At 65.1% G+C, this 26,090-nt stretch carries 31 protein-coding genes; 11 read left to right on the plus strand and 20 right to left on the minus strand.

Annotated elements, in window-relative coordinates:
- Window positions 1–12: 12 nt before the first annotated feature.
- Window positions 13–1,500 carry an HWE histidine kinase domain-containing protein gene (locus I6F37_RS35340; protein WP_036003924.1) on the plus strand — a complete coding sequence of 496 codons (1,488 nt, stop codon included), beginning with the start codon at window positions 13–15 and terminating at the stop codon, window positions 1,498–1,500.
- Here I6F37_RS35340 and I6F37_RS35345 read toward each other — a convergent pair.
- A complete protein-coding gene (locus tag I6F37_RS35345; RefSeq protein WP_225112618.1) occupies window positions 1,497–1,718 on the minus strand; it encodes a hypothetical protein in 222 nt (73 codons plus the stop codon). The two genes, I6F37_RS35340 and I6F37_RS35345, sit on opposite strands and share 4 nt — an antisense overlap.
- 141 nt (window positions 1,719–1,859) lie before the next feature.
- Between I6F37_RS35345 and I6F37_RS35350 the strand changes: the two genes are divergently transcribed.
- Both I6F37_RS35350 and I6F37_RS35355 read left to right on the plus strand, forming a co-directional pair.
- Window positions 1,860–2,117, plus strand: a complete 258-nt coding sequence (locus I6F37_RS35350; RefSeq protein ID WP_036029986.1) for a hypothetical protein — start codon at window positions 1,860–1,862, stop codon at window positions 2,115–2,117.
- A 96-nt stretch (window positions 2,118–2,213) separates the two neighbouring features.
- Window positions 2,214–2,456, plus strand: a complete 243-nt coding sequence (locus I6F37_RS35355; RefSeq protein ID WP_225154007.1) for a hypothetical protein — start codon at window positions 2,214–2,216, stop codon at window positions 2,454–2,456.
- A 113-nt stretch (window positions 2,457–2,569) separates the two neighbouring features.
- Here the strand turns inward: I6F37_RS35355 and I6F37_RS35360 are convergent, their stop codons facing one another.
- Window positions 2,570–2,791: a hypothetical protein gene (locus tag I6F37_RS35360; RefSeq protein WP_225154008.1), complete on the minus strand. Its 222-nt coding sequence runs from the start codon at window positions 2,789–2,791 to the stop codon at window positions 2,570–2,572.
- A 115-nt stretch (window positions 2,792–2,906) separates the two neighbouring features.
- Here I6F37_RS35360 and I6F37_RS35365 point away from each other — a divergent pair, with 115 nt between their 5' ends.
- Entirely contained in the window at window positions 2,907–3,101 is a 195-nt protein-coding gene (locus tag I6F37_RS35365; RefSeq protein WP_036003909.1) for a DUF3072 domain-containing protein, read from the plus strand.
- A 90-nt stretch (window positions 3,102–3,191) separates the two neighbouring features.
- Window positions 3,192–3,509 (plus strand): DUF6496 domain-containing protein, encoded by a 318-nt coding sequence (locus I6F37_RS35370; RefSeq protein ID WP_036003905.1) that lies wholly within the window; start codon window positions 3,192–3,194, stop codon window positions 3,507–3,509.
- Window positions 3,510–3,515: 6 nt separating this feature from the next.
- On the opposite strand, the gene I6F37_RS35375 is transcribed toward I6F37_RS35370, so the two are convergent.
- Both I6F37_RS35375 and I6F37_RS35380 read right to left on the minus strand, forming a co-directional pair.
- Window positions 3,516–3,878, minus strand: a complete 363-nt coding sequence (locus tag I6F37_RS35375; RefSeq protein ID WP_036003965.1) for a hypothetical protein — start codon at window positions 3,876–3,878, stop codon at window positions 3,516–3,518.
- Window positions 3,879–4,147: 269 nt separating this feature from the next.
- A complete protein-coding gene (locus I6F37_RS35380; RefSeq protein WP_225154010.1) occupies window positions 4,148–5,701 on the minus strand; it encodes a Do family serine endopeptidase in 1,554 nt (517 codons plus the stop codon).
- A gap of 205 nt (window positions 5,702–5,906) precedes the next feature.
- On the opposite strand from I6F37_RS35380, the gene I6F37_RS35385 reads away from it, so the two are divergent.
- On the plus strand, window positions 5,907–6,743 hold the full coding sequence (locus tag I6F37_RS35385; protein WP_036003894.1) for a universal stress protein: 837 nt from the start codon (window positions 5,907–5,909) through the stop codon (window positions 6,741–6,743).
- Between the two features lie 18 nt (window positions 6,744–6,761).
- Here I6F37_RS35385 and I6F37_RS35390 read toward each other — a convergent pair whose 3' ends face one another.
- The 10 genes from I6F37_RS35390 to I6F37_RS35435 form a co-directional block, all read right to left on the minus strand.
- Complete coding sequence (locus I6F37_RS35390; protein ID WP_036003891.1) at window positions 6,762–6,974, minus strand: hypothetical protein; 213 nt, start codon at window positions 6,972–6,974, stop codon at window positions 6,762–6,764.
- Between the two features lie 168 nt (window positions 6,975–7,142).
- Window positions 7,143–8,999, minus strand: a complete 1,857-nt coding sequence (locus I6F37_RS35395; protein ID WP_225154012.1) for a bifunctional diguanylate cyclase/phosphodiesterase — start codon at window positions 8,997–8,999, stop codon at window positions 7,143–7,145.
- A gap of 252 nt (window positions 9,000–9,251) precedes the next feature.
- Window positions 9,252–9,989: a ribulose-phosphate 3-epimerase gene (gene rpe, locus I6F37_RS35400; RefSeq protein ID WP_036003883.1), complete on the minus strand. Its 738-nt coding sequence runs from the start codon at window positions 9,987–9,989 to the stop codon at window positions 9,252–9,254.
- Complete coding sequence (cbbX, locus tag I6F37_RS35405) at window positions 9,986–10,918, minus strand: CbbX protein (protein ID WP_225154015.1); 933 nt, start codon at window positions 10,916–10,918, stop codon at window positions 9,986–9,988. Before cbbX ends, rpe begins: the two co-directional genes overlap by 4 nt.
- A 99-nt stretch (window positions 10,919–11,017) precedes the next feature.
- A complete protein-coding gene (locus I6F37_RS35410) occupies window positions 11,018–11,425 on the minus strand; it encodes a ribulose bisphosphate carboxylase small subunit (RefSeq protein ID WP_036003868.1) in 408 nt (135 codons plus the stop codon).
- An 11-nt stretch (window positions 11,426–11,436) separates the two neighbouring features.
- The gene (locus tag I6F37_RS35415) at window positions 11,437–12,897 is read right to left on the minus strand and encodes a form I ribulose bisphosphate carboxylase large subunit (protein WP_036003865.1); all 1,461 of its coding nucleotides are present in this window, start codon (window positions 12,895–12,897) and stop codon (window positions 11,437–11,439) included.
- 38 nt (window positions 12,898–12,935) lie between these two features.
- Window positions 12,936–14,021, minus strand: a complete 1,086-nt coding sequence (gene fba, locus I6F37_RS35420; protein WP_036003862.1) for a class II fructose-bisphosphate aldolase — start codon at window positions 14,019–14,021, stop codon at window positions 12,936–12,938.
- Between the two features lie 12 nt (window positions 14,022–14,033).
- Entirely contained in the window at window positions 14,034–16,052 is a 2,019-nt protein-coding gene (tkt, locus tag I6F37_RS35425; protein WP_225154016.1) for a transketolase, read from the minus strand.
- A gap of 16 nt (window positions 16,053–16,068) precedes the next feature.
- Complete coding sequence (locus I6F37_RS35430; protein WP_036003856.1) at window positions 16,069–16,944, minus strand: phosphoribulokinase; 876 nt, start codon at window positions 16,942–16,944, stop codon at window positions 16,069–16,071.
- Between the two features lie 12 nt (window positions 16,945–16,956).
- The gene (locus tag I6F37_RS35435) at window positions 16,957–17,994 is read right to left on the minus strand and encodes a class 1 fructose-bisphosphatase (protein ID WP_057027006.1); all 1,038 of its coding nucleotides are present in this window, start codon (window positions 17,992–17,994) and stop codon (window positions 16,957–16,959) included.
- A gap of 119 nt (window positions 17,995–18,113) precedes the next feature.
- On the opposite strand from I6F37_RS35435, the gene I6F37_RS35440 reads away from it, so the two are divergent.
- Entirely contained in the window at window positions 18,114–19,091 is a 978-nt protein-coding gene (locus I6F37_RS35440) for a LysR family transcriptional regulator (protein WP_225154019.1), read from the plus strand.
- Window positions 19,092–19,328: 237 nt separating this feature from the next.
- Here the strand turns inward: I6F37_RS35440 and I6F37_RS35445 are convergent, their stop codons facing one another.
- The 5 genes from I6F37_RS35445 to I6F37_RS35465 all read right to left on the minus strand — a co-directional run bounded on the left by I6F37_RS35445 (window position 19,329) and on the right by I6F37_RS35465 (window position 23,131).
- Window positions 19,329–19,526, minus strand: a complete 198-nt coding sequence (locus I6F37_RS35445; protein WP_036003876.1) for a hypothetical protein — start codon at window positions 19,524–19,526, stop codon at window positions 19,329–19,331.
- A gap of 130 nt (window positions 19,527–19,656) precedes the next feature.
- On the minus strand, window positions 19,657–20,076 hold the full coding sequence (locus I6F37_RS35450; RefSeq protein WP_036003874.1) for a hypothetical protein: 420 nt from the start codon (window positions 20,074–20,076) through the stop codon (window positions 19,657–19,659).
- Window positions 20,077–20,197: 121 nt separating this feature from the next.
- On the minus strand, window positions 20,198–21,391 hold the full coding sequence (locus I6F37_RS35455) for an MFS transporter (protein ID WP_225139710.1): 1,194 nt from the start codon (window positions 21,389–21,391) through the stop codon (window positions 20,198–20,200).
- An 82-nt stretch (window positions 21,392–21,473) separates the two neighbouring features.
- Window positions 21,474–22,094 carry a TetR/AcrR family transcriptional regulator gene (locus I6F37_RS35460; protein WP_036003843.1) on the minus strand — a complete coding sequence of 207 codons (621 nt, stop codon included), beginning with the start codon at window positions 22,092–22,094 and terminating at the stop codon, window positions 21,474–21,476.
- 77 nt (window positions 22,095–22,171) lie between these two features.
- The gene (locus I6F37_RS35465; protein WP_225154020.1) at window positions 22,172–23,131 is read right to left on the minus strand and encodes an N-carbamoyl-D-amino-acid hydrolase; all 960 of its coding nucleotides are present in this window, start codon (window positions 23,129–23,131) and stop codon (window positions 22,172–22,174) included.
- A gap of 129 nt (window positions 23,132–23,260) precedes the next feature.
- On the opposite strand from I6F37_RS35465, the gene I6F37_RS35470 reads away from it, so the two are divergent.
- The 3 genes from I6F37_RS35470 to I6F37_RS35480 all read left to right on the plus strand — a co-directional run bounded on the left by I6F37_RS35470 (window position 23,261) and on the right by I6F37_RS35480 (window position 24,609).
- Entirely contained in the window at window positions 23,261–23,614 is a 354-nt protein-coding gene (locus I6F37_RS35470) for a hypothetical protein (RefSeq protein ID WP_225112605.1), read from the plus strand.
- A 212-nt stretch (window positions 23,615–23,826) separates the two neighbouring features.
- Window positions 23,827–24,153, plus strand: coding sequence for a hypothetical protein (locus I6F37_RS35475; RefSeq protein WP_036003836.1), 327 nt, complete (start codon window positions 23,827–23,829; stop codon window positions 24,151–24,153).
- A gap of 159 nt (window positions 24,154–24,312) precedes the next feature.
- Entirely contained in the window at window positions 24,313–24,609 is a 297-nt protein-coding gene (locus tag I6F37_RS35480) for a hypothetical protein (protein ID WP_225154022.1), read from the plus strand.
- A gap of 161 nt (window positions 24,610–24,770) precedes the next feature.
- On the opposite strand, the gene I6F37_RS35485 is transcribed toward I6F37_RS35480, so the two are convergent.
- Window positions 24,771–25,613 carry a tripartite tricarboxylate transporter substrate binding protein gene (locus I6F37_RS35485; RefSeq protein WP_225154024.1) on the minus strand — a complete coding sequence of 281 codons (843 nt, stop codon included), beginning with the start codon at window positions 25,611–25,613 and terminating at the stop codon, window positions 24,771–24,773.
- Here I6F37_RS35485 and I6F37_RS35490 point away from each other — a divergent pair.
- The gene (locus tag I6F37_RS35490; RefSeq protein ID WP_225154025.1) at window positions 25,612–25,815 is read left to right on the plus strand and encodes a hypothetical protein; all 204 of its coding nucleotides are present in this window, start codon (window positions 25,612–25,614) and stop codon (window positions 25,813–25,815) included. The genes I6F37_RS35485 and I6F37_RS35490 overlap by 2 nt on opposite strands.
- The last annotated feature ends 275 nt before the right edge of the window (window positions 25,816–26,090 follow it).

Consider the following 26,090-nt stretch of genomic DNA (forward strand, 5'->3'; position numbering starts at 1 on the left):
TTGGACACGCGCATGGACCAGGAAAAGGTCAACATCCTGCTCGTCGACGACCAGCCGGCCAAGCTGCTCGCCTATGAGGTGATCCTGAAGGATCTCGGCGAGAACCTCGTGATCGCCTCCTCGGGCCGCGAGGCGTTGGAGGTGCTGCTCAAGACCGAGATCGCGGTGATCCTGGTCGACGTCTGCATGCCCGAGCTCGACGGCTTCGAGCTCGCCGCGATGATCCGCGAGCATCCGCGTTTCCAGAAGACCGCCATGATCTTCATCTCGGCGATCCAGGTCAGCGACATCGACCGGCTGCGCGGCTACGAGATGGGCGCGGTCGATTACGTGCCGGTTCCGGTCGTGCCGGAGGTACTGCGCGCCAAGATCAAGGTGTTTGCCGAGCTCTACCGCAAGACGCGCGAGCTCGAACGGCTGAACCACGAGCTCGAGGATCGCGTCCGCGCCCGCACCGCGGAACTGGAGGCTTCCACCGCGAAGCTGCGCGAGAGCGAGCAGCGGCGCAGCATGGCGATCGCGGCAGGCAAGATGGGGTCCTGGGACTGGGACTGGATCAGCGGCGATTGGATGTGGGACGAGGGGCAATACAATATCTTCGGCGTCAGCCCCGACAATTTCGAGATCAATCCGGCCAACGTTCAGGCCCTGCTGCACCCCGACGACGTCGACCAGTTGCGCAAGGCGATCGCCGAGTTCAACAAGGGCACACGCGCCTATGAGACGGAGTTCCGCATCATCCGGCCCGACGGCGAGGTGCGCTGGTGCGTCGGCACGGCGGCCGCAACCACGGACGAGAGCGGGCGCGTGGTGCGCGTCAGCGGCGTGACCGTCGACATCACCGAGCGCAAGCGCGCCGAGGAGCGGCAGAACCTGCTGGCGCGGGAAGTCGATCATCGCGCGAAGAACGCGCTGGCGCTGGCGCAGTCGATCGTGCGCCTCACCCGGGCCGACGAGGTCAAGGCCTATGTCAACGCCGTCGAGGGGCGCATCAATGCGCTGGCGCGCGTGCACACCATCCTGTCGCTGTCGAGCTGGCAAGGCGCCGAGCTCTCCAGGCTGATCGACGAGGAGCTTGCGCCCTACTCGCTAGGCGACCAGATCAAATTGGCAGGGCCCGAAGTTCAGTTGCTGCCGGCGACGGCCCAGACGCTGGCGCTCGCACTGCACGAGCTCTTCACCAACTCGGCAAAGTACGGCGCGCTATCCACGCGAGCGGGGCGGCTCGCGATCGATTGGCAGGTCGACGAGGAGCTGCTCACGCTGAGCTGGGAGGAATCCGGCGGTCCCCTGGTCAAGACCCCGAAATCGCGCGGCTTCGGCACGCGAAGCCTGCTTGCGAGCATCGAGTCCCAGCTTGGCGGACAGGCGCAGTTCGATTGGCGCGCCGAGGGCCTGCTGTGCCGTCTTGAGGTGCCGTTGACACGCAAGACCGCGGCGGCTGCACCAAGCAAGTTCGACACCGCCGGCGCTGCCGAATTGCAACGCGCATCCGGTTAACCTGACGCTGCGCTGCTCATGCGCTGCACCGTGCGTGGTTCGCGCGCGACGCGCCCTTCGAGCCAAGCTTCCGTTCGGGCGAGATCGCGCAGCGCCCTCGCGTAGCGGCGGGCCGCGCTTCGCTCCGCGCCAAGCGGAAGCTTGCGCGCCTTGCGCAGGATGTCCGCGGCCGCGTTGCGATAGGCCAGCGAGCGGTAAAGAAAGACGACCTTACCCATATCGATGTTCCCGTTTTGCTGGCGCCCATCTTGGCAAGCCCGGCATGAACGCCGGATGAAACGGGCGGTAACAATTCCTTCAGCGGAACGGAACCCGGCGATCACATGCGCGTTGGCGTGGCAAGTTCGGGATGCCGTCCCATGCGCACCAAGAAGTCGTCTGAGCTGATCTCTGCCAGCGGCCTTATCAAGCTGATGACGCATGCAATGATGGGCGCAGCGCTAGGCCTCATTTTCAGCCTCACGCTCGTCCTGTCCAATCCAGCCGTCGCCAACCTGCTGAACAATGGCGGAAGCCAGGCCGCGATGGTCTTCGCCCTCACCTTGGTGACGACCTTTGCGATCGGCGCGACGCTCACCGGCGCCGTGTTCATCCTGGCCGAGGACAAGCAAACTTGAAGCGTGCGTGACGTACGGAAGATACTTCGCCGGGAACTCCTGCCGCGACGCGCCGTTTTGCTGCCTGCGTCAATTTAACTCAGGGAGTTCCCCCGCATGAACACGACCAAGCTCGCTCTCGCCGTAATATTGGCAACCGGCCTTGCCGCCGCGCCGTTTGCCGCCCAGGCCAAATCGCACAAGGCCAAGCATGAATCCTCGATGTCGTCGGCACAGACCACCGGCGCCAACACCAAGTCCTCCAAGGGCGCTGATCCTTCCGGCCAAGGCGGCGCCGGTCCCGGCTCCGATCAGGGCGGCACCATGACCAACACGGGCGGCCTGACCAACACCAAATAGGCGCTCCCAGGAATCATGAAGGGCTCCGCATTGCGGAGCCCTTTGTCTTCTATCTTTGGGTTCGGCACTCGGCGGGTTCGGCACTCGGCCTTCAGTATCCGGCGCCAAGGATCTCAGCGGCGCTCGGCTGCGCGCGCGGAGTTGCCGCCTGTCTTCACGGCACGAAGCCGCACCCGGTCGCGGACGTTCGGCAGTACGTCGCTGCCGCCGGCAGCCTTCCATTCGGCGATCAAGAGATTCATCTTCCGGCGCAGGTCCATCTGCGCCAGGGCCCTTTCCGTACAGTCGTGATCGCGCTCGACGAGGTCGCGCACCGACGCCTCGACGTCGGCCATCTCAAGCCTCAAGGCTCTGATTTTACGTCGAATTTCATTAATTCTGTTGTCCATGCCTTGTTAGAACAAAATAAGAACATATAGTCAAGTCACGATTTCAGGACGGAGACGCCAGATGCAGGTTCAAGGTAAATACGACGCCAGATTTTTCCTGGGCGAGCAGATGACGCGGGCGCAGGGCCTAAAGCTAAAGCGGCTCAGCGAAGAGGCCTATCAGCCCGGCCAATATGCGCGGGATCTGTCCTTCACCGAGGCCGCCCGGCGCATCCAGGTGCTGGAAGCGGAGATCGAGCTGGCAAACTCCTTCTAGAGCATCGCATCGCGCTTTAGGCCTGCGCCGTTCCACGCTCCCGGAACCATGGCTGTGCAGAATGGTTCTCCCCGCCGAGGGAGAATATGCATGGCACGCAAGGCAAAAAAGCGCCGCTACTCACGCAGCTCGGGAAGCGATGTCGCCACCGAGATGCGGCGTTACAAGAAGGGCACCGCGAAGAGCGGCCGTGGCGGGCGCGGCGGCCGCGTCAAGAACCGCAAGCAGGCCATCGCGATCGGACTGTCGAAGGCACGCAAGAAGGGCAAGAAGGTCCCGAAGAAGGCTTCGAAGCGCAAGAGCGCCAAGAAGACGTCCAAGAAAGCATCCAAGAAAACGTCCGGGACGTCGTCCAAGAAATCGTCGAACAAGAAATCATCGAAGCGCAAATCCAAGCGGTCGCGCTGACCCGCCTCAGATCATGCTCCCCGGCATGAAGCAGCGGATCGAAATCCCGAACGCAGTCTTGACCGGCCACACCATCGTGCGGCCGGCCCGGTTGGGCTCGGTGATGACGGCCTCATCCGGCACATCGATCCACTGTCCGTCGATGCGGACACGGTAGCGCCCGTTGTGCGACTCCCAGTCGAGATCGGCAAGGGCGAAACCGTCCGCGTCCGAGCAGCACGGACCGAGATGGCTGCGCAAACTGTCGAACCATGGCTTCAGAGGAGAATTCGCGTAGCGGCCGTCGTCGCGCCCGAGCGCGTTTCCCCCCGAGAGCACCAATGGCGCCACGAGCAGCGCACTCCTGAGCGAGAGCTTCAATCGATCCATGTCGGCACCGATCACTTGTGAACCACCGGCGAGTTCCACAAAGCGCCGGGAGGCTCGAAGTTCCACGCTTGCAACCCCTCTCAGCGGCGACGTTGGCGCAGAGCACCGAGGCGCCCTGCGAGTGTGATCAGCGAACACGGCTTTTTCGGACGCACCAGGTCATCATCCCTGCCGTTAACGAGAATGTGACCGGCCTGGTGCGGACGTGACGTGTGTGCAAAAGGCGGCCCGAAGGCCGCCTTCCTGGATTGGTAAGGGTCGAGTTGACGTTATGCGAGTGGCACCGCAACGAAGCGGGTGGCCTCCGCGCTTCTGACCTGAAGCAGCACGCTGCGCTTGCCCGACGATTTGGCCTGCGCCAGCTCGGAGCGCACCTCGCCGACATTGCTGACAGCCTTGCCGCCGACATTGAGGATGACGTCGCCGGTCCGGATGCCGCGTTGCGCGGCCGGGCCTTGCGGATCAACCTCGGTGACGACGACGCCGTTCTGGCCTGCGCCCTGGACGTCACCGGCGGGCGCCAGGCTGAGGCCGAGGCGCGGCGTGCCGGCACCCGGCTGTCCGCTGCCCTCGTCGGCATTGCCACTGCCATTGCCCTTGGCCTGCCGCTCGTTCGGCAACTCGCCGAGCGCCAGCGTCACCGTCTTGCTGTCGCCCTTGCGGAAGACATCGAGCTTCACGGACGTGCCCGGCGTCAAGCCCGCGATGGTGCGGGCGAGGTCGCGGGAGTCCTTGATCGTGGTGCCGTTGACGGCGGTGATGACATCGCCCGCCTGGATGCCGGCCTTCGCCGCCGGGCTGCCATCCTGCGGATTGTCGACGATCGCGCCCCGCGCCTCCTTGAGCCCGAGGCTGTCGGCGATATCCGACGTCACCGGCTGCACCTGCACGCCGAGCCAGCCCCGGGTGACCGCGCCCTTGTCCTTCAATTGCGCGACGACGAGCTTGGCGGTCGAAGCCGGGATATCGAAGCCGATGCCGACCGAGCCGCCCGAGGGCGAGAAGATCGCAGTGTTCACGCCGATCACGTTGCCGTTCATGTCGAAGGCCGGGCCGCCGGAATTACCCTTGTTGATCGGCGCGTCGATCTGGATGAAGTCGTCATAGGGACCGTTGCCGATGTCGCGGCCGCTGGCCGAGACGATGCCGGCGGTCACGGTACCGCCAAGACCGAAGGGATTGCCGACCGCGACCACCCAGTCGCCAATGCGCGGCTTCTGGTCGGAGAACTTGACGAACGGAAAGTCCTTCTTGCCGTCGACCTTGATCAGCGCGAGATCTGTCTTCGGATCGGTGCCGACCACTTTCGCGGTGTAGGTCGTGCCGTCGTCCATCGTCACCTGCACGGACTCGGCGCGATCGACGACGTGATTGTTGGTCACGGCATAGCCGTCGGCGGAGATGAAAAAGCCGGAGCCTTCGCCCGTGATCATCTGGTGGCGCTGGCGCGGCATGCCGTTCGCGCCGCCCGGAAAGCGGAAACCGAACTGTCGCGAGAACTGGTCGAACGGCGTGTCCTCGTCCGAATCCATCCGGTTCTGCTGCAGCATCGCGCTCTTGTCGTTGTCCTGATCGATTTTGACCCGCACCGAGATCACAGCGGGTTTGACCCTGCTGACGAGATCGCCGAAGCCGGGCGGCGTCGCGGCGGCTTCGGCCGCCTGAGCCGGCGCAATCAAGGAGTTGATGCCGTACGGCGAGGCGCCTGGCGCAATGGCCAGGGCGGCCACGCCCAGCGCGGCCACGGTGCCGAGCAGCGCGAGCCGCCGCGGCCGCAAGATCTTGCGAGACGTGGTGATGTCGGAATTGACGCGATCGTTCATGTCGAAATGTCCATGTTGAGCAGGTGTCGCCTTGCCCGCAACATGGTCGCTGCCACCTTACGGCGTCCCGTCCGTCCGATTAAATCTCGGCAAAGAATGGATGAGCGGTCGCAGCAGGCAATCCGGACGTTTGATACAGCTCAACGCGCCGCCTTCGCGCAGTGAAAAACTGCGACCATCGGATGATGCTCAGCGGAGGCGCGCCATGTACAAAGACATTCTCGTCCACATTCCCACCGAACGTCCCATGCGTCCCGCGATCGAGGGCTCGGTCTCGCTCGCGGCGAAGCTCAACGCGCATCTCGACGCGGTCGCGGTCGGCTATGTCGCCACCAGTACGGCTTACGTCATGGAAGGCGGCGCGGCGGTGGCGGCCGTTTTCGAGCTGGAGCGCGAGCGCGCCGTGGAGCGGGCCGAGGCGGCGCTCGCGGTATTCAAGAGCGAGGCGGCGAACGCCGGCATCGCCTATACCTGCCACGCACTCGGCGCGATCCCGGCAGATGCCGCCGGCTCGCTCGGCGAGATGGCACGGCTGCACGACCTCAGCGTCCTGCTCCAGCCCGATCCGGCGCAAGGCTCGTTCGACAACGACATGCCGAGCGAGATCCTGTTCCGCGCGGGCGGCCCGGTGCTGTTCCTGCCCTACACCTTCCGGGGAGCCTTCAAGGCGAAGCGGATCGGCATCTGCTGGGACGGCAGTCGCGTTGCCGCCCGCGCTATGCGCGACGCAGCTCCGTTCCTGGCGCGCGCCGAAGAGATCGTGATCATCACCGTCAACGAGACCGACGACGTCTGCGGCGAAGCTTCAGCGAGCGGCTTGGCCAGACATCTCGGCCGGCGCGGATTGTCCACCCGCACGGTCAGCCTGACCGCCACGCGCGCCGACATTCAGCCGATCATTCTGTCGCTGGCGGCCGACGAGAGTCTCGATCTTCTGGTGATGGGCGGCTACGGCCATTCACGGTTGCAGGAACGCTTTCTCGGGGGCGTCACCCGCGCCATGCTGGAAGCCATGACGGTCCCGACGCTGATGTCGCATTGACGCGCTGGCCTGGCGCCGTCACGCCGCGACGGGAGCTTCCCATGTCGTGGGCGCGGCGGCGTCCTTGTCGCGGTGCACATTGCACGCGTCGAAGTGCGCCTTGAGCTCGATTTCGGCAAGATGTTCGAAATGTTCGGCCTGGCCGAGGAGTTCCCAGTTCTGGAGCGGCCGGTAGGCCGCCTGCTGACGGCAGAGGGACGCCAGCGCCCGGTAGCGACGTACGTTCTCCATGAGACCCTCCCTCGCGTTCACCGGCTTATTGCCCTGATTTGCGTCAGGCCGATGGCGTTTATGCAAAACATTTGCTGCGCGCTCAACGCGCCTGAACCAAGTTAATTTTCGAGAAGTGCCGGTAAGGATTTTAGTTCCAAACGTCCGCTCGGAACTCTGTGCCTAGTGCTAGGCGTAGAGGCGGCGCTCCACGGCGACGCCCACCAGGTCGAGATAACGCTCGATCAAGTCGGGACGGCCGACGAGATAGCCTTGCATCTCCTCGCAGGCCTCGCGGGCCAAGAAGGCACGTTGGGCTTCCGTCTCCACCCCCTCGGCAATGACCGGGATCTTCAGCGCGTGCGCCAGGCTCAGGACGGCGCGGACAATCTCGGCCGATTGCGGCGTCGCCTCCAGGTTGGAGATGAAACTGCGGTCGATCTTGATCTTGTCGAACGGGAACGACTGCAGATAGGACAGCGAGGAATAGCCGGTGCCGAAATCATCCATGGCGATGCGGATGCCGAGCGCCTTCAGCCGCCGCAGCAGGTTGAGCGCGCGGGTGAAATCGCCGATCAGCACGCCCTCGGTGATCTCGACCTCGAGCCGCGTCGGCGTCAGCCCCGTCTCCAACAGGATCTGGTGGATCGAGCGCTCGAGATCGCCCGCCTGGAATTGGACCGGCGACAGATTGACCGCGACCTGCAACGGCCGCGGCCAGGATGCCGCCTCGCGGCACGCCTCGCGCAGCACCCATTCACCGATCTCGACGATCAGCCCGTTCTCCTCGGCGAGCGGAATGAACTGGTCCGGCGGCACGAAGCCCCGCGTCGGGTGATTCCATCGCAGCAGCGCCTCGAAGCCGATGACCTCGCCATCCACCCGCGCCTGCGGCTGGAAATAGACGAGGAGCTGGTTCTGCTCCAGCGCCTGCCGCAGGTCGTGCTGCAACAGCCTGCGATCGCGCAGCTCCTGGTCCATCTCGGATTCGAAGCAGCGGACCCGGCTCCTGCCCTCGCGCTTGGCGCGGTAGAGAGCCGAGTCGGCATTGGCGAGCAGCGTCGCCGCGTTCACGCCATCGTCGGGATAGAACGCGATGCCGACGCTGAGGCCCACGTGGGAGAGATAGTCGTCGACCTCGAGCTCCTTGCCGATCGCCTCGACCAGGCGTTCGGCCAGCGCCAGAACGTCCTCACGGCTGGCGTTGTCGGGCATCAGGATCATGAACTCGTCGCCGCCGATCCGGGCGACGAAGGCGCCTTCGGCTTCCGCGGCAAGCCGGTCGGCGGCCGCCCGCATCAGCATGTCGCCGACGGGGTGACCGAACACGTCGTTGACCTCCTTGAAGCGGTCGAGATCGAGGCTCAGCACAGCGAAACTGGTCGATGCCTCCTGCGCCCGCTCCAGCCGTTCGTCGAGCGCCGCGTTGAAGGCGCTGCGGTTCGGCAGGTCCGTGAGCGCATCATGATGCGCAAGATGGCTGATCCGCTGCCGGGTGGTGACACGCTCCGTGACATCCTCGATCACGCCGACCAGATATTGCGGATCCCCGTTGCCATCCGTGATCAGCATCTTGCGTGAATTGACGACCCGGTCGCGGCCCTTGACGCCGACTTCGAGCAGATGCTCCTCCAGAACCATCGGCATGCCGCTGGCCGCGACGCGTCTATCCTGCTCGTTGACCACGCGGGCCACGTCAGCCGGGAAGATCTGCTCGGGCGTTCGGCCCAGCATCTGTTCGCGCGGCATGCCGTAATAGTCTTCTCCGGCGCGGTTGAGCAGGATGTAGCGCGAACTCTCCGCACATTTCGCGAAGACGGCGATCGGAATGTTTTCGATGATTGTGTCGAGGAACTCGCGGGTCCGCAGCAGATCCTGCTCGACCTCGTCGCGCGTTTGCGCGCGTACTTCGATCATCCGCTGACGCTCGCGATCACCGGCCTCGTAAGCCGCGCTGACGAACTTGCCCAGCTTGACGAGATCGACCTGTCCGGTGGCATCGGTGGCGCAGCGGAGCTGCTCGGCGAACAGGCGATGCATGCTCATGCCATCACTTTGCGCCGCGTGCGGGCTTCATGCCGCAGTTTCCGTCGTTACGCATCCGCGCTCTCATAGCGTCCCTAAACCACAGATTGAGACGCTTGGCATTGCGCGGTCGTTAATCGATTGTCCTTCTCCGGTGCGTTGGTTACCCCGGCCTGAATGAGCCGATCGATTTGGAAGGCATGCTCCGTAGAGATCCGGAGAAAGTGGCGCGCCTTGACACACCGGAGCCACGGCGGTGGGCTGATCCGTAATCTACCGGATGAGCGCACTTTCTTCGGCCCGCTTCGCGGGCGCGGAACTATCTTGCAGCTTCGGAACCCGGCCGGTCTCCGCGGCGATGCGAATAGACGCGATATTGGCGGCATATTCGCCAGCGCTCTTGCCGCGAAACACGGCGGAGCCGGCGACCAGCGTGTCGGCACCCGCTGCAGCCACGGCCGCGGCATTGTCGCGCGTGACACCGCCATCGACTTCGAGCCGGATCGGCCGCCCGCCGATCATGGTCCTGATCCGCCTGATCTTGTCGATCTGCGATGCGATGAAGGATTGGCCGCCAAAGCCCGGATTGACCGTCATCACCAGCACGAGATCGATCCGATCGAGCACATACTCGATCACCGCATCCGGCGTCGATGGACAAAGACTGACGCCAGCCTTGCTGCCGAGCGAACGGATCGCCTGCAGCGAGCGGTCGAGATGCGCCCCCGCTTCGGCGTGCACCGTGATGATGTCCGCTCCGGCCTTTGCGAACGCCTCGAGATAGGGATCTGTCGGCGCGATCATCAAATGCACGTCGAACGGCTTCTTCGAATAGGGACGGATCGCCTTGATGACCTCGGCACCGAAACTGATGTTCGGCACGAAGTGTCCGTCCATGACGTCGCAATGAATCCAGTCGGCCCCAGCGGCGTCGATCGCGGCGACCTCCTCGCCGAGACGCGCGAAATCCGCGGCGAGGATCGATGGAGCGATCATGATCTCCTTCGTCATGGCACTGCACTCCGCGCATCCGCACCGCCGCTGAAGACTCGGCTCGCCAAGACGTCCATGGCATCGATGGTTTCGAGGTCGGCGACATCGAGCATGCGATCGAGATCGGACACCAGCCGATCGGCCTGCCGCAGGCGGATGCGGTCGACGGCGTTGCGGATCGAGCGCGCATTGGAGAAGAACGGCTGGATCCGGCGCAGCGCGATGTATTTCTCGAACGCCTCGCGCGCCGCAGCCGAGAAGCGGTAGCCGCGCTCCTTCAGCATCAGCTCGGCGATAACGAGCAGCTCGGCCTCTGCATAGTCAGGGAATTCGATGTGGTGGGCGATCCGCGACCGGAAGCCGGGATTGGAGGCGAAGAATTTCGTCATCCGCTCGCCATAGCCGGCGAGGATCACGACGAGGTCCTCGCGCTGGTTCTCCATCACCTGGAGCAGGATCTCGATCGATTCCTGACCATAGTCGCGCTCGTTGTCGGGACGATGCAGATAATAGGCCTCGTCGATGAACAGCACGCCGCCCATCGCCTTTTTCAGGATCTCCTTGGTCTTCGGCGCGGTGTGGCCGATATACTGGCCGACGAGATCGTCGCGCGTCACCGAGATCACCTGCCCGCGCCGCACGAAGCCGAGCCCGTGCAGGATCCCGGCCATGCGCAGCGCGACGGTGGTCTTGCCTGTTCCAGGATTGCCGGTGAACGACATGTGCAGCGTCGGCGGCGCGGAGGCGAGGCCGGCACGCTGCCGGATGCGCTCGATCAGCAGCAGCGAGGCGATCTGGCGCACGCGGTTCTTGACCGGCTTGAGCCCGATCAGCTCCTGATCGAGCTGTTGAAGCGTCTCGGTGATTCCGGCGGCTTCAGCCTCCTTGCGGAGATCGAAATGGGTCTCGCTGTGTTCGGTCGTGGTTGCGTGGGGGACATCGAGCATGGCTACCCTCGAAGAAAAGAGCTTCGCCGCGAGCGAGGCGGCGAAGCAGTGGTCCGCCAGGATGCGGAGCAGGGAGAGCTCCGCGCGGAAGCGGATGACTCAAGCTGGCGCGTGCGCAACCGGCTTGCGCACGGTGGTGTAGCGGACCGCACGGCCGCCGACCTCCTGCCGCACCAGCTCGAACTCCGTCTCTTGCTTCGGCCGGTTGACGAGGAAGGAGATCCGCACCGACTCCCAGCCGTGGCTGGCATCGAAGCCGCTGATGCGGATATAGCGGTCGCCGTAGACCCTGCGGCACTCGGCCAGCTCCATCATCACGCCGGCGGCGTCCTGGAGATCGAACATCGGCAGGCCCCACATCTCCCAATAGGTGTTTCGGGGATGCGGATCGTCGGTGAACTCGATGTTCACCGCCCAGCCATTGGCGAGGCAATACTGCACCTGGCTGGTGATCTGCTCGTCGGTCAGATCCGGCAGGTACGAGAAGCAGCCCTGGGTGATCTTCATCTCAAATCTCCTCAGACGGTTTCCAGCGCGGTCGGCACGAAGTCCGGCGTGTCGGTGGATTGATAGTTGAAAGTGACATCCTTCCAGACCTCGAGCGCGGCCTTCAGCGGCGTGCAGGTCTGGGCCGCCTTGGCCAAGATTTCCGGGCCCTCGTGGACATAGTCGCGGCCCTCGTTGCGGGCGAGGATCATCGCTTCCAGCGCCACGCGGTTGGCGGTCGCGCCGGCCGCAATGCCCATGGGATGACCGATCGTGCCGCCGCCGAACTGCAGCACGACGTCCTCGCCTAACAGGTCGAGCAGCTGGTGCATCTGCCCGGCATGGATGCCGCCGGAGGCCACCGGCATCATCTTGTTCAGGCTCGCCCAGGACTGGTCGAAGAACAGGCCATGCTCGAGCTTGGTCGGGTTGAAGTCTTCGCGGCAGACATCGTAGTAGCCGCGTGTGGTGTTGGGATCGCCTTCGAGCTTGCCGACCACCGTGCCGGCGTGGATGTGGTCGACGCCGGCAAGCCGCATCCATTTGGCGATGACGCGGAACGACACGCCATGGCTCTTCTGCCGCGTATAGGTGGAGTGGCCGGCGCGATGCAGATGCAGGATCATGTCGTTGCGCCGCGCCCACTTGGCCATGGACTGGATCGCAGTGTAGCCGATCACGAGGTCGATCATCACGATCACCGAGCCGAGCTCCTTGGCGAACTCCGCACGCTCGTACATGTCCTCCATGGTGGCCGCGGTGACGTTCAGGTAGGTCCCTTTCACCTCGCCGGAGGCGGCCTGCGCGCGGTTCACCGCCTCCATGCAATAGAGGAAGCGATCACGCCAATGCATGAAGGGCTGCGAGTTGATGTTCTCGTCGTCCTTGGTGAAGTCGAGCCCGCCCTTCAGCGCCTCATAGACCACACGGCCGTAATTGCGGCCGGACAGACCGAGCTTCGGCTTCACCGTCGCGCCGAGCAGCGGCCGGCCGAACTTGTCGAGCCGCTCGCGCTCCACCACGATGCCGGTCGCCGGTCCCTGGAACGTCTTCACATAGGCGACGGGAAAGCGCATGTCCTCGAGGCGCAGCGCCTTCAGCGGCTTGAAGCCGAACACGTTGCCGATGATCGAGGCCGAGAGGTTGGCGATCGAGCCCGGCTCGAACAGGTCGAGATCATAGGCGATGTAGGCGAAATACGAGCCGGGTGAGCCCGGAACGGGATCGACGCGATAGCACTTGGCACGATACTTCTCGGCCGCCGTCAGGCGATCGGTCCACACCACCGTCCAGGTCGCGGTCGAGGATTCGCCGGCAACCGCGGCAGAGGCCTCGATCGGGTCGACGCCCTCCTGCGGCGTCACGCGGAACAGCGCGATGACGTCGGTGTCCTTCGGCGTGTAATCGGGCTCCCAATAGCCCATGCGCTTGTACTCCATCACGCCGGAGCGATAGCGCTCTTTGCCGCGGACCGTGCCTGCATGTGCGTTCATGTCTCTCTCCTGCTCTTTTCTCTGCTCTTTCTGATTGGCTAAGCGGCAACCGGCTCGCGGGCGTCGATGCGCGGATCGAGCTCGCCGGCGCGATAGCGCCGCGCCATCTCGCTCATTGGAATGACCTTGATCTTGCTGGCGTGGCCTGCGGTACCGAACTGCTCGAACCGCTCGCGGCACAATTCGCGCATTGCGTCCATCGCCGGCTTCAGGAATTTGCGCGGATCGAATTCGGAGCGCGCTTCCGCCGCCACCTTCCGGAACACCGCGGTCATCGCCAGCCGGCAATCGGTGTCGATGTTGATCTTGCGCACGCCGCTTCGGATGCCGCGAACGATCTCCTCGACCGGCACGCCCCAGGTCTGCGGCATCTCGCCGCCGAACTGGTTGAACATGTCCTGGAGCGGCTGCGGCACCGAGGACGAGCCGTGCATGACCAGATGCGTGTTCGGCAGCCGGCCGTGGATCTCCTCGACCACCCGCATCGCCAGGATATCGCCATCCGGCTTGCGGCTGAACTTGTAGGCACCGTGCGAGGTGCCCATCGCGATCGCGAGCGCATCGACCTTGGTTGCACGGACGAAGTCGACGGCCTGGTCCGGATCGGTCAAGAGCTGATCGTGGCCGACCTTGCCCTCGACGCCGTGACCATCCTCCTGCTCGCCGCCGCCGTGCTCGAGCGAACCGAGCACGCCGAGCTCGCCTTCGACGGACGCGCCGACCCAATGAGCGAGATCGACGACGCGGCGCGTGATCGCGACGTTATAGTCATAGTCGGCCGCCGTCTTGGCGTCGGCTTTGAGCGAGCCATCCATCATGACGGAGGTGAAGCCATGGGCGATGGCCGAGGCGCAGGTCGCTTCGTCATTGCCGTGGTCCTGGTGCATGCAGAGCGGAATGTCGGGATAGGTCCGCTCCAGCGCGTCGATCATGTGCGAAAGCATGAGATCGCCGGCATAGCTGCGCGCGCCGCGCGAGGCCTGGATGATGACCGGCGCATCGACCGCGGCCGCCGCCTGCATGATCGCGATGCCCTGCTCCATGTTGTTGATGTTGAACGCCGGCACGGCGTAGCCGTGGCTGGCAGCGTGATCGAGCAATTGGCGGAGAGTAATACGGGCCAAGATTCGTCCTCCTTATTGGCTCTTGCGGGCCATCGCCCGGCGAGCCGCTTCCGCAATGCTTTGCGGTGTGATGCCGAATTCGCGGTACAACACCGGGGCGGGGGCCGAGGCGCCGAAGCCGCGCATGCCGACGAATTCGCCGTCAGCGCCGATCCAGCGATGCCAGTCGCCGGCGACAGCTGCCTCGATGCCGACGCGCGGCGCGGTGCCGAGCACCGAGGCGCGGTAATCCTCCGGCTGCTCCTCGAACAGTGCGAAACACGGAGCCGAGACCACGGCGGCGCGAACGTGCTCGGTCGCGAGCAGGCGTGCGGCTTCCAGCGCGATCGAGACTTCCGAGCCGGTTGCGATGAGCGTCACGTCACGGCCGCCGTCCGGCGAGACGACGAGATAGGCACCGTTCGCGACGCGGTTTCTGCCGCGCCCATCGCTGCGGAATGTCGGCAAGGCCTGCCGCGACAGGCATAGCACTGAGGGGCGATGCTCCGCCGCGAGCGCGCAATCCCAGGCCTCCAGCGTCTCCACGGCATCGGCGGGGCGGAACACCAGTAGATTGGGGATCACGCGCAGTGCCGCGAGATGCTCGACCGGCTGGTGCGTCGGTCCGTCCTCACCAAGGCCGATGGAATCGTGCGTCATCACGTGGATGACGCGCAGCCGCATCAAGGCTGCAAGTCGGATCGCCGGCCGGCTGTAGTCGGAGAACGCCAGGAACGTGCCGCCATAGGGGATGAAGCCGCCATGCAGCGCCAGGCCGTTCATCGCTGCGGCCATGCCGTGCTCGCGGATGCCATAGTGGATGTAGTCGCCGGCGAACGCACCGCTCTTGACCGGCGCCTGCGCCTTGGCATGCGTCAGGTTCGAATGGGTGAGGTCCGCGGAGCCGCCGACCAGGCCGGGAATTGTTCCTGCGATTCCCTCGAGCACCTGTTGCGAGGCCTGCCGCGTCGCCAGCTTCGGCCGCTCGGATGCAAAGTGCTCACGCAATTTCGCCGCGGCCAGCGCATAGGAGGCGGGCAGAGCCGCGGCTTTGCCCTCGACGAACAGGTCGCGCTGCTCCGGCGTCGCACCTTCGTAACGATCGAGCCAAGCGAGGCGATCGACCTGCCCGCGCTGCCCGATCATCCGCCAAGCCTTGAGCACCGGGATCGGCACCACGAAAGGCTGATAGTCCCAACCCAGCGTCCGCCGCGCCGCTGCCGTCTGCTCGGTGCCGAGCGGCGCGCCATGCACTTTCTCGGTGCCCTGTCTATCAGGCGCGCCATAGCCGATGATTGTGCGACAGGCGATCAGCGACGGCTTCGCGGTCTCCCGCTCCTCCGCTATCGCCTGCGCCACCGCTTCGGGATCATGTCCGTCGACGCGGCGCACCGACCAGCCGGAGGCAGCGAAGCGCGCGAGCTGGTCGTCCGATGTCGCCAACGAGGTCGGACCGTCGATGGAGATGCCGTTGTCGTCGAACAGCACGATCAGCCGGCCGAGCCCGAGATGACCGGCCAGCGAGATCGCCTCATGGCTGAGGCCTTCCATCAGGCAGCCATCGCCCGCGATAACATAGGTGAAGTGATCGACGAGCCCATCGCCATGCCGCGCATTCGCCATCCGCTCGGCGAGCGCCATGCCGACCGCGGTCGCAATGCCCTGGCCCAGCGGTCCCGTCGTGGTCTCGACACCAGCCGTGTGGCCATATTCGGGGTGGCCCGGCGTCTTCGAGCCCCACTGGCGAAAGGCCTTGATGTCGTCGAGGCTGATATCGCCGCCGGTGAGATGCAGCAGCGCATAGAGCAGCATCGAGCCGTGCCCCGCCGACAGCACGAAGCGGTCGCGGTCCGGCCAGTTCGGATGCGCCGAGTCGAACTTCAGGAAGCGCGAGAACAGCACAGTCGCGACGTCGGCCATGCCCATGGGCAGCCCGGGATGGCCTGACTGCGCTGCCTCGATGGCGTCGACCGCGAGGAAGCGGACGGCATTGGCGAGATCGTTGTGCGTGACCGCATTGAGGTCGGCTTCGGCATGGACGGAGATGTTCATCGGAGTCTCTCCCTGTTCACTTCAGGCTGCGCTTGCGCTCGATCAGCTGCATGATCAGCGGCGTCAGGATCAGCTGCATGGCCAGGTCCAGCTTCGCGCCCGGGCACACGATCGAATTGGCGCGCGACATCCAGCTCTGCGGCAGCATCGAGAGCAGATAGGGGAAGTCGATACCGCGCGGATTCTTGAAGCGGATCACCACCATCGATTCGTCCGGCGTCGGGATCCAGCGCGCGATGAATGGATTGGAGGTGTCCACGGTCGGGACGCGCTGGAAGTTGATGTCGGTCTCGGTGAATTGCGGGCAGATGTAGTGGATGTAGTCGGGCATCCGCCGCAGGATGGTGTCGGTGACCGCCTCGGTCGAATAGCCGCGTGCGCTGCGGTCGCGGTGCAGCTTCTGGATCCATTCGAGGTTGATGACGGGCACGACGCCGATCTTGAGGTCGGCATAGCGCGCGACGTTCACCTTATCGGTGACTACGGCGCCGTGCAGGCCCTCGTAGAACAGAAGGTCCGAATCCTCCGGCAGCTGCTTCCAGTCGGTGAAGGTGCCTGGTGCCGCACCATGCAGCGCCGATTCCTCGGCGTCGTGGACGTAGTGCCGCGTCACCGCGGTGCCGGTCTCGCCGTAGTCGCGGAAGGCGCGTTCCAGCTCCTCGAACAAATTGGTCTCGGGGCTGAAATGGCTGAAGTGCTTGTTGCCGCGCTCGGCCTCCTTCGCCATCTGCGCACGCATCTCGGCACGGTCGTAGCGGTGGAAGGCGTCGCCCTCGATGTAGACGGCGTTGACCTTCTCGCGGAAAAAGATCTGCTCGAAGGTCTTCTTGACGGAGGTGGTGCCGGCGCCGGAGGAGCCGGTGATGGAGATGATCGGATGCTTCCTGGACATCGGACGCCTCGCTCAGAGCCGGAAGAATCCGCGCCGCGCGAACAGCGGCGCCGAGACGCTGGCAACCAGCAGCGGATCGCAATGCAGCTCCTCGACGCGCCGCACCTCGTTGCTCGAGCCCATGATCAGCGGCACGCGCTGGTGCAGGCTCTGCGCCGATAGATCGAGGATGCGCTCGCGCCCGGTCGAGGCCGAGCCGCCGGCCTGCTCGATGATCATCGCCATCGGGTGTGCTTCGTAGGTCAGGCGTAGGCGGCCGTCGCCGTAGCCGGGCCGCGCATCGGAAGGGTAGAGAAACACGCCGCCACGGGTGAGGATGCGATAGGCCTCCGCGACCAGCGACCCGATCCAGCGCATGTTGAAATCGTGGTTGGCGGGCCCGTCGACGCCGGCGAGGCATTCGTCGATGAAGGCGCGCACCGGCGGATCCCAATGCCGGCGGTTCGAGGCGTTGATCGCGAACTCCTCGCAGGCTTCGGCGATCTGCACGCCGCTGCGCGCGAAGCGGAAGCAGCCCGCCTTGCGGTCGAGCGTGAAAATGTCGACGCCGTCGCCGAGCGTCAGCACCAGCGAGGTCTGCGGGCCGTAGGTGACGAAGCCCGCCGCGAGCTGCGCCGAGCCCCGCTGCTGAAAGGCGAGTGAGAGATCATCGGGGGCCGGCAGGATCGAGAAGATCGTGCCGACGGTCATGTTGATGTCGATGTTGGAGGAGCCGTCGAGCGGATCGATCGCGATGCAGATTCGCCCCTGACGATCGACGATCTGGGCCTCACGCATCTCCTCCGACGCCAGCGCCGCGATCGGCAGCCGGCCGAGGCAGCGGCGCAGGATCGCGTCCGCCTGGACGTCGAGGTCGCGTTGGAGATCGCCGTCGCTGTTGCGCCCGGTGGTCAGGCCCGAGGCGTCGGCGAGATCGCCGCTGGCGATGAGATCGGCAATCTCGATCGCCGCGGCCGCGATGGCATCGACCGCGGCTGCCACGGCCAACGCATGCGGCGCGGTCTCAGAATACCGTTGAAGGTGGTCGTCCAGCCTGAGTTGCCCGGTCATCTGCGTCCATCCCCTTGCCGGTGCCGCAACCATTCCCTCCTGGTGGAGGCAGGTCACGGTCAGTGCCGGCATTCAGGAGATTGACAGGAGCGGCTTAATAAGGAAAATTTCTAATCATAATGAGCCTCAAAGAATTTTCTTATAATAGCGCCGGCCATGCAGCGGCCCAGCTCCGGCATCTGACGATCCGGCAGCTGCGCTCGCTTGCGGCGCTCTCGGCCAAAGGCAGCGTGACGGCGGCGTCGAGCCATCTCGGGCTGACCCAGCCGGCCGTGACCCAGCAGCTGCGGCAGCTGCAGGACCTGGCCGGCCTGCCCCTGGTGCAGCGAACCGGCGACGGCATGCTGCTGACGGAAGCCGGCAGGGAGGTGCTGGCGCTGGCCGAACGGGTCGAAGCCGCGATCACCGATTGCCAGGGCGCGCTCGACCTGCTCGCGGGGCGGACCGGCGGCACCGTGCATCTCGGCGCGGTCTCGACCGCGAAATATTTCGTGCCGCACGCGATCGCGGCGTTCTCCAAGCGCTACCCCAAGATCGAGATCAAGCTGACCATCGGCAATCGCGAGGAGATCCGCGAGGCCATGCACGGCTACGACCTCGACTTCGCGGTAATGGGTCGGCCACCGGCCGACGTCACCGTCGACGTCCGCCAGCTCGGGCGCAACCCGCACATCATCGTCGCGCGCAAGGGCCATTGGCTGGAGAAGGATTCCGGCCTCAGCCTGACCGATCTCGTGCACGAGACCTTCCTCACCCGCGAGCCCGGCTCGGGCACGCGGACGCTGATGGAGGGCATGTTCCAGAAATCGGATCTCGAGCCGATCATCGGCATGGAGATGAGCAGCAACGAGACCATCAAGCAGGCGGTCATCGCCGGGCTCGGCATCGCCTTCATCTCGGCTCACACCGTGGCGCATGAGCTCGCCGAGGGCCGGCTCGTCGTGCTCGACGTCGCGGGCCTGCCGATCGTGCGGCAATGGTACGTGATCCGCCGCAGCGACAAGGTGCTGCTGCCGCCCGCGCAGGCGATGTTCGATTTCCTCGGCTCGGAAGGCTCGAATTATCTGCCTGATTTGCCCGAGCTAGGCGGACGATAGCCGGCCTTCGCTCAGCTCATCAGCTTCATGGCGAGCGTCGCCGCCAGCACCACGATGATCTGGAGCAGGCGCTCCGTCGTGAAGATGCGGTTGAAGGTGGTCATCGCGTGCCCCGGCCGACGTGAAGAAGAATCTCTCGGCCGTTGCTAGCACAGAAGGATGCGGAGACAACTCCGTAGTTGCCCGTGGCGGTCGCGCCTTCGGCGAGCCGGTTCAGGGCGCGCCGATGGCCGGCGATCAGGCCGCGAGCGGGGCGGTGTGGTCCGTGCGCGAGGCGAAATAGGCTTCCAGCTCCGACAGCGCCCGCGCCTCCCACTCGCTCGCCTGCTCCAGCAGCGACCAGCTCTGGCCCGGGCGGAACGCTGCGGTCTGGCGATAGAGCGATGCGATGCCGCGGTAGCGGCGCACGTTCTCCAGGATGGCGTGACCGTTCATGTCCGAAAACTCCCTCGTCATTCCCGCGGGAGAAACTGCGGCCAAATCTTTTTCGAAAAGTTAGCGGCGCGCGGCAAGTTCGCGGATGGTTGCCGGACTGTTGCTCGGGGCGCAACGCGCGCGGCGCGATCTATTGCGGATTCGTTGCCGCGCTCTCGCCCGAAGGCTTCAGCCCGCCGCTTCTGACGATTGTCATCGTCGCGCGGCAGAGATCGGCAAGGCCGATCAGGAGGACGGCAAGAAGACAGAACAGGTTGATGGAATCGGCATGCGCGCTGGTCAGCGCATTGAGCTCGAAGAACGGCGGGATGAACGCCCACCACACCAGCGGCACGGTGAGCAGCGCGGCGAATGCCGCCGCCGGTGCACCCGCCATCAGCGCAAGCACGAACAGGCCGGGCAGGAACGCTGCGAAATAGAACTTTGCGCCGAGCAGGACGCAGATGCCCTGAACCACGGCCGAAACCGCGACGACGGCGAGCCCGAGCAGAAACGCCCCCCACGACCATGGCCGTACCCGCCGTGCGCCAAACAGCCCCGCACGTTTCATCAGCATCCCCCTGCCGCCCGTTAACCAGGTGCGTTGCGACGAAAGTACTACAACCGCAACCAATCCGCGAGATGCAAATTGCGTCATCGCGAGGTCGGTCGCACCGTTCGGGCGACGGCCGCTACTCGGTCAGCGCGTAGAGCAACCCCGCGACGGGCAAAGCAAGGCCAATGGCCGATGCGAGCATCCAGCCTCCCTGTGCGAACGCCCATGCTCCGACCGCCGAGCCGACCGCGCCGGCGGCGAAGAACGTCGCCATGTAGAGACCATTGAGGCGACTGCGGTGCTCGTGCCCGAGCGCGAAGATGGCGCGGAAGCCCAGCACCACATTGCCCTGGACCCCGATATCGATCGCAATCGCGGCCACCACCAGACAGGCGAGGTTCAGCATCGAGCCGGACGCGCCGATGGAGGTCACCAGGAAGCCGGCGGCCGTGAGCAGCATCGCGACCAGCGTCGCGATCCGGCTATGGCCGCGGTCCGCGAGGCGCCCGGCGATCGGTGCTGCGAACACGCCGGCGACGCCGGCCAGCGCGAACAGCGCGATGCCGCGCTGGGAGAAGCCGAACTCGCCGGCGAGCTGGAGTGGCGCCACCGTCCAGAACAGGGTGAAGGCGCCGAACAGGCTCGCCTGGTACAGCGCGCGGCGCCGCAGCAGCGGCGTGGCCCGCACCAGGTCCGGCATCGACAGCAGCAATTGGCCGTAATGCATCCGCGTGACCGGCTTGCGCTTCGGCAGCGTCATCCAGAGCACGGCTGCGAGCACGATCATCAGCGCGGCGGAGGCGAAGAACACTGCGTGCCACGACAGCAAGGCGGTGACGAAGCTCGACACCGGACGCGCCAGCATGATGCCGAGCATCAGGCCGGTCGAGACGTTGCCGACGACGCGGCCGCGGATGGCTTCGGGCGCCAGATGCGCTGCATAGGGGATGATGATCTGCACCGCGACCGAGCCGAGGCCGATGAACAGTGCGGCGAGCAGGAACGGCAGCGCATGGGTTGCGAACGCCGCGGCGAGCAGCGCCGCGGCGCCGAGCATGATCACCGAGCAGATCAGCGCGCGGTTCTCGACGAGATCGCCGAGCGGCACGATCAGCAGCAGCCCGGTGCCGTAGCCGATCTGCGTCATCGTCACGATCAGCCCGCTAGCTGCATGCGACAGGCCGAGCGCGGCGCTGATTGGGGCGATCAGCGGCTGCGCATAATAGATGTTGGCGGCGACCATGCCACAGGCCGCGGCAAGCACGAAGGTCAGGCGCTGCGACACCGCATCCGGCCCCGGCGCGGTCTCGATCGTGGCATTCATCGTCATTCGCATGGTCTCCAGGTAAGGCGCAGGGAATGGCCGTTAGGTAAGGTATAGGGAATGGTCATTCCCTATTCTGACAAAAAATTCAGGCGAGCAGCTTCATTGCGGCGCCGACGAGACGCTCTGCGTCGAGCGGCAGACGCGCCTTGCCGACGACGCGCATTCCCTGCGTGATGCAGAGCATTAGCCGCGCGGTGTCGTCGGCTACGACATGGCGGGGGATCGAGCCATCGGCCTGTCCGGCGCGGATGAGGCCGGCGATGAAGCTCTCGTTGCTCGCGAGCTGTGTGCTGACGCGGGCACCCACGACCGGATCGAGCGCGGACAGTTCGACCGCGCTGCCGACCACGAGGCAGCCGCGCCGCCCCTCGCTGCCCCGGGAATGCTCGACATAGGACAGCAGCACGTTGCGGATTTGCTCGCGGCCGTTTGCACCACGCGCCGCCGCGCTGCGGGTCTGCTGCTGGCGCAGGGCCGTGTAGCGCTCGAAGGCGGCGAGAAACACCGCATGCTTGTCGCGAAACGCCTTGTAGATGCTTCCCGTCGCGAGCCGCATCGCCGCAGTGAGGTCCCCGATCGAGGTGGCATGATAGCCGCGCTCACGAAACACGCGCACGGCGCGGTCGAGCGCGGTGTCCATGTCGAATTCCCGGGGACGGCCGGGCAGACGGGCGGCAGGTCGGGAGCGGCGGGCGGTCTTTTGCATTGCGGGATAATAGAGAATGAACGTTTCCGAATAAACACACGTGGTCGTGAAGAAAATCAATGACGAAGGAGAGAGCGTCACCCCCTCCGCGGCACCGGCGTCCCATCCGCCATGATCGTCACGCCCTTCCGCTCGACGATCATGCCGTAGGCGCGCGGCTGGCGGTGCACGTCGAAATTGAAGGTGGTGCGCTTGTAGGAACTGCAGAGATCGAGATCGCAGCGCGCCAGCGCGATCTCGTCGCCCTTTGTCGTGCAGGCCGCAATGATCTCGCCCGAGGGCGCGATGATGCAGCTGCCGCCGATGTGGTCGACGCCCTCCTCCACACCGGCCTTGGCGACCCCGACCACGAATGTGCCGTTCTGATAGGCGCCGGCCTGCATCACCAGATGATTGTGGAACAGCGAGAGATCGTCATGCTCCGGCGCGGGCGGATTGTGCACGGGCGTGTTGTAGCCGATCAGCACCATCTCGACGCCCTGCAGGCCCATCACGCGATAGGTCTCGCTCCAGCGGCGGTCGTTGCAGATCGCCATCCCGATCACGCCGCCGAAGGCATCGACCACGCCGAAGCCGCTGCCGGGCTCGAAATAGCGCTTCTCCAGATGCTGGAATTCGCGCCACGGTTCGTGCTCGGCATGGCCGGGCAGATGCACCTTGCGATATTTCAGGACGATCGCGCCGCTCTTGTCGACGAGGATGGACGTGTTGTAGCGCCTGACAATCCCGACCTCGGGCGTCAGTTCGGCATAGCCGAGGCAGAAGCCGATGCCGAGCTGGCGGGCGAGATCGAACAGCGCCTGTGTCTCGGCATCCGGCATCTCGCGCTCGAAGAAGCTGTCGATCTCGGCCTGGTCCTCGAAGTACCAGCGCGGAAAGAACGTGGTCAGCGCCAGCTCGGGATAGACGATCAGGTCGCAGCCGCAGGCCCGCGCCTCGCGCATCAACGCCATCAGTCGCGCCACCACCGCGGACCTCGACTCGCTCCTCGCGATCGGTCCGAGCTGGCCGGCTGCAATGGTCACAGTTCTCGTCACGCGTCGTTCCTCATCTTTTTCGAGTGCGCCCGGCCAGAGCCTATCACCCGCACGCACAGGCCGCCTCGGCGCCCCGTACTGAGGGCACAATCAAATTCCGGGCCTGCGGGTATCATCGTGCGGCGCTGGGTGAGCACCAAACAGGAACTTCGTTGCCGATCTGCAACGGTTCCCCGCCGTCTGAAGCCGGACAAAACAAACTCCCATTCCGGCCATGAACCGCTCTCACAAGGCCGTGAGACTATCAGGGGAACGACGATGCGCGCACAACGCGTTTGGAAAGTGAATGGGGCCGCCAGCATCGGGCAGCTTCAATCGAGATTAGACGATCTGAACAAGCGTCTCGGTCAGCTCGAAAACCAGCATCCGGACAGCTGGAAGCTCGAGGAGCTGAGATCGAGCGCGCTCAGCCTGTCGCGGGAGATCGACGACATCCGCTGCGCCGAAGCGACGGCGGCCTTGAGCGAGCTGCTGCGGAAATAGTCGGCCTGCCGATTCGCGCCGGCGCAGGGAACCAAGCGCGGCGGCGGCCATTTCCATGCAAAGCATGGAGCAAGACCATGAGCAGGCAGCTGACGCGCGCCGATCTCGCGCGCGACGTGGCCGGGCCCACGCTGGTTCTGTGCACGGCGGCGGCCTTCACCATCGCGCGCCATTTCTCATTGTGAAGAATTTGACGCTGTGAGGGATTTTGCATGACGTCCGATCCCGAGGAGCAGGTCAGGCTGCAAGGCTACGGCGAGATGACGCTGCGCACCGCGGTCGAGACCTTGATGCTGCTCGCACCGCGTGAGCGGTCCGAGGCCGCGATCTATCGCGTCCGCGACGGCGTGCGACTCGCGCAAAGCGAGGTCGCCGAGCTCGCATCACACTGGGGTATCCAGCCCGCGCCCAACGTGCGATCGCCGAGACTGGTGCCGGAGCAGCACTGGCAAGACGTCGTCCGCGGCATGGTGCGCGACGCCCCGCTGCCGTCGCTGCTGGTGGCCTTTCTGGTCGGTGTGCTGGTCGCTCGCAGATAATGCGCGCTCGCGATGACGCGCTCATGTCAATGGAAATCGCGGCGTTCCGTGAAACCCGAGGAAACCTTTTTTGCTCGCGAAAACGCGACCGTTCCGCGCGGAACGTCTCGCGGCAGGAGGGATTGGTCCCCCCGTTAAGCCTCGAACATGGAGACAACCATGACACGTACGAAACTCGTGAGCGTCGCCGCAACTCTGGCCGCGATTTTGCCGCTCGCAACTGTAAGCCCCAGCCTCGCTGCGGCACGCGGTCCCGGCCCGTGCACCCCACCGGCTGGAGAAGCAGTCGGCGCCGCCGGGCCCGCCATGAGCGGCGGCCAGTTGATGGCCGGCATCGGCCAATGCCAGCGCATCGGCGATTGGCACCCCACCAACACCTACGGTTACCCGGGCCCGGGTTACGGCTATGACGGGCCTCGCTGGGGCACATCAGCCTACGCACCCTACGAAGATTAGGCCCTTCACATCAGAAGATCACAGCGGCGCGGTCGATCACGGCCGCGCCGTTTGCGTTGGAGGGTGGCAAACATGAGGCGGCGCGGCCATCGAGACCTTGATTTGCAGCGGCCCGAAGCATGACGAATAGTCTTAGCAACCGCCTGCCAGAGCAGGATCAATCACTTCTGTTCGCTTGCCCGCATCTGCTCGGCAAAAGGACGCAGGGCTTCGGACATGTCGTCGAGGCGTTTCTGCCACTCCGCGCCAGGCAGGAAGGCGATCACCGGCTCGTCGCCGGGCGAACCCGTCAGGTACTCTGGACTACGCAGGCCCTCGGCGATCCCGGCTTCCAGCTTCTTGACGATGTCGTCCGGAACGCCCTTGGGGACCGCGAAGCCGCGTTCCGCCGTCGTCATGACCGGAAAGCCCGCCTCCTCTGCCGTCGGAACGCCCGGCAGCGATGGAAAGCGCTTCTTCGATAGGATCGCGATGACGCGAAGTGGCCCCTTGTTGGTGCCATGCAACTCGGGGATCTCGCTGAGGGTGACCATGCCGACGTCCAGATGCCCGCCCAGGAGATCGGTCCGCTGTGCGGCCGTTCCTCTGTAGGAGATCTCGTTGGGCTCGACTTTCGCGGCTGCCGCAAGCATGCGAATGGCCAGATGACCGTTCGTGCCGGCACCATTGTGACCGAAGGTCACCGAGCCCGGCTTGCTGCGCAGTGCGGCAACGACATCCGGCAGATTGCTGAATCTGCTATCGGCAGGCACCACCATGACATTCGGATCTTCGACGACGCGAGCGACCAGCCGGATTTCATCCGTGGTGTATTGGGTTTTGCGGGTCATTGGCAGGAAGTTGTAGCCTGGCACGTTGACGACACCGATCGAATAGCCCTCGGGCGCCGCGCGCGCGATCGACGCAAACGCGATCTCTCCGCCGGCGCCGGGCTTGTTCAGGACGACGAACTTCGCCTTGCCGCCCAGCACACGCTCGACAAAGGGAAGGAGCTTGCGCGCCATGACATCGGTGCCGCCGCCGGGCGCAAAGCCGACGACGACTTCGATCGGCTTGTCGTCGGGCCACGCGGCCCATGCCGACCCGCAGGCCGCGAAGCCAAAAGCCGTAGCGAGCGCGATGATTTTATTGTTCATGATTTCCAGCCCTGTTTTTGTTATTGGCCGATCGCGCCTCAGGCGCGCGATCAGCTTGGGACTCATCTAGCCGTCGGGATGACTGGAGGGCAACCGGCGAGGCACCACGGCCCGGCGCTGATGGTGGCGTTTTTGGTGGGTGTGCTGATGGCGCGGCGGTAGGCCCCTGACCTAGCTCCGCAAGTCGGAACCGCCGGCGCTCGCTTCTGGCAAGCCATGCTACCGCGACAGGCCACCCTGCCCCGCCAAATCGGCCGTGGACCCAATCCCGAAATCGTTGCAAAAAGGCGTCCTGACGCGCCGGCAGCCGGTCTGCCAAGACTCTGGAAAACGTCGACTTTTGGA

The organism is Bradyrhizobium sp. NBAIM08 (genome assembly GCF_020193935.1).
GTDB classification, from domain to species: Bacteria; Pseudomonadota; Alphaproteobacteria; order Rhizobiales; family Xanthobacteraceae; genus Bradyrhizobium; species Bradyrhizobium yuanmingense.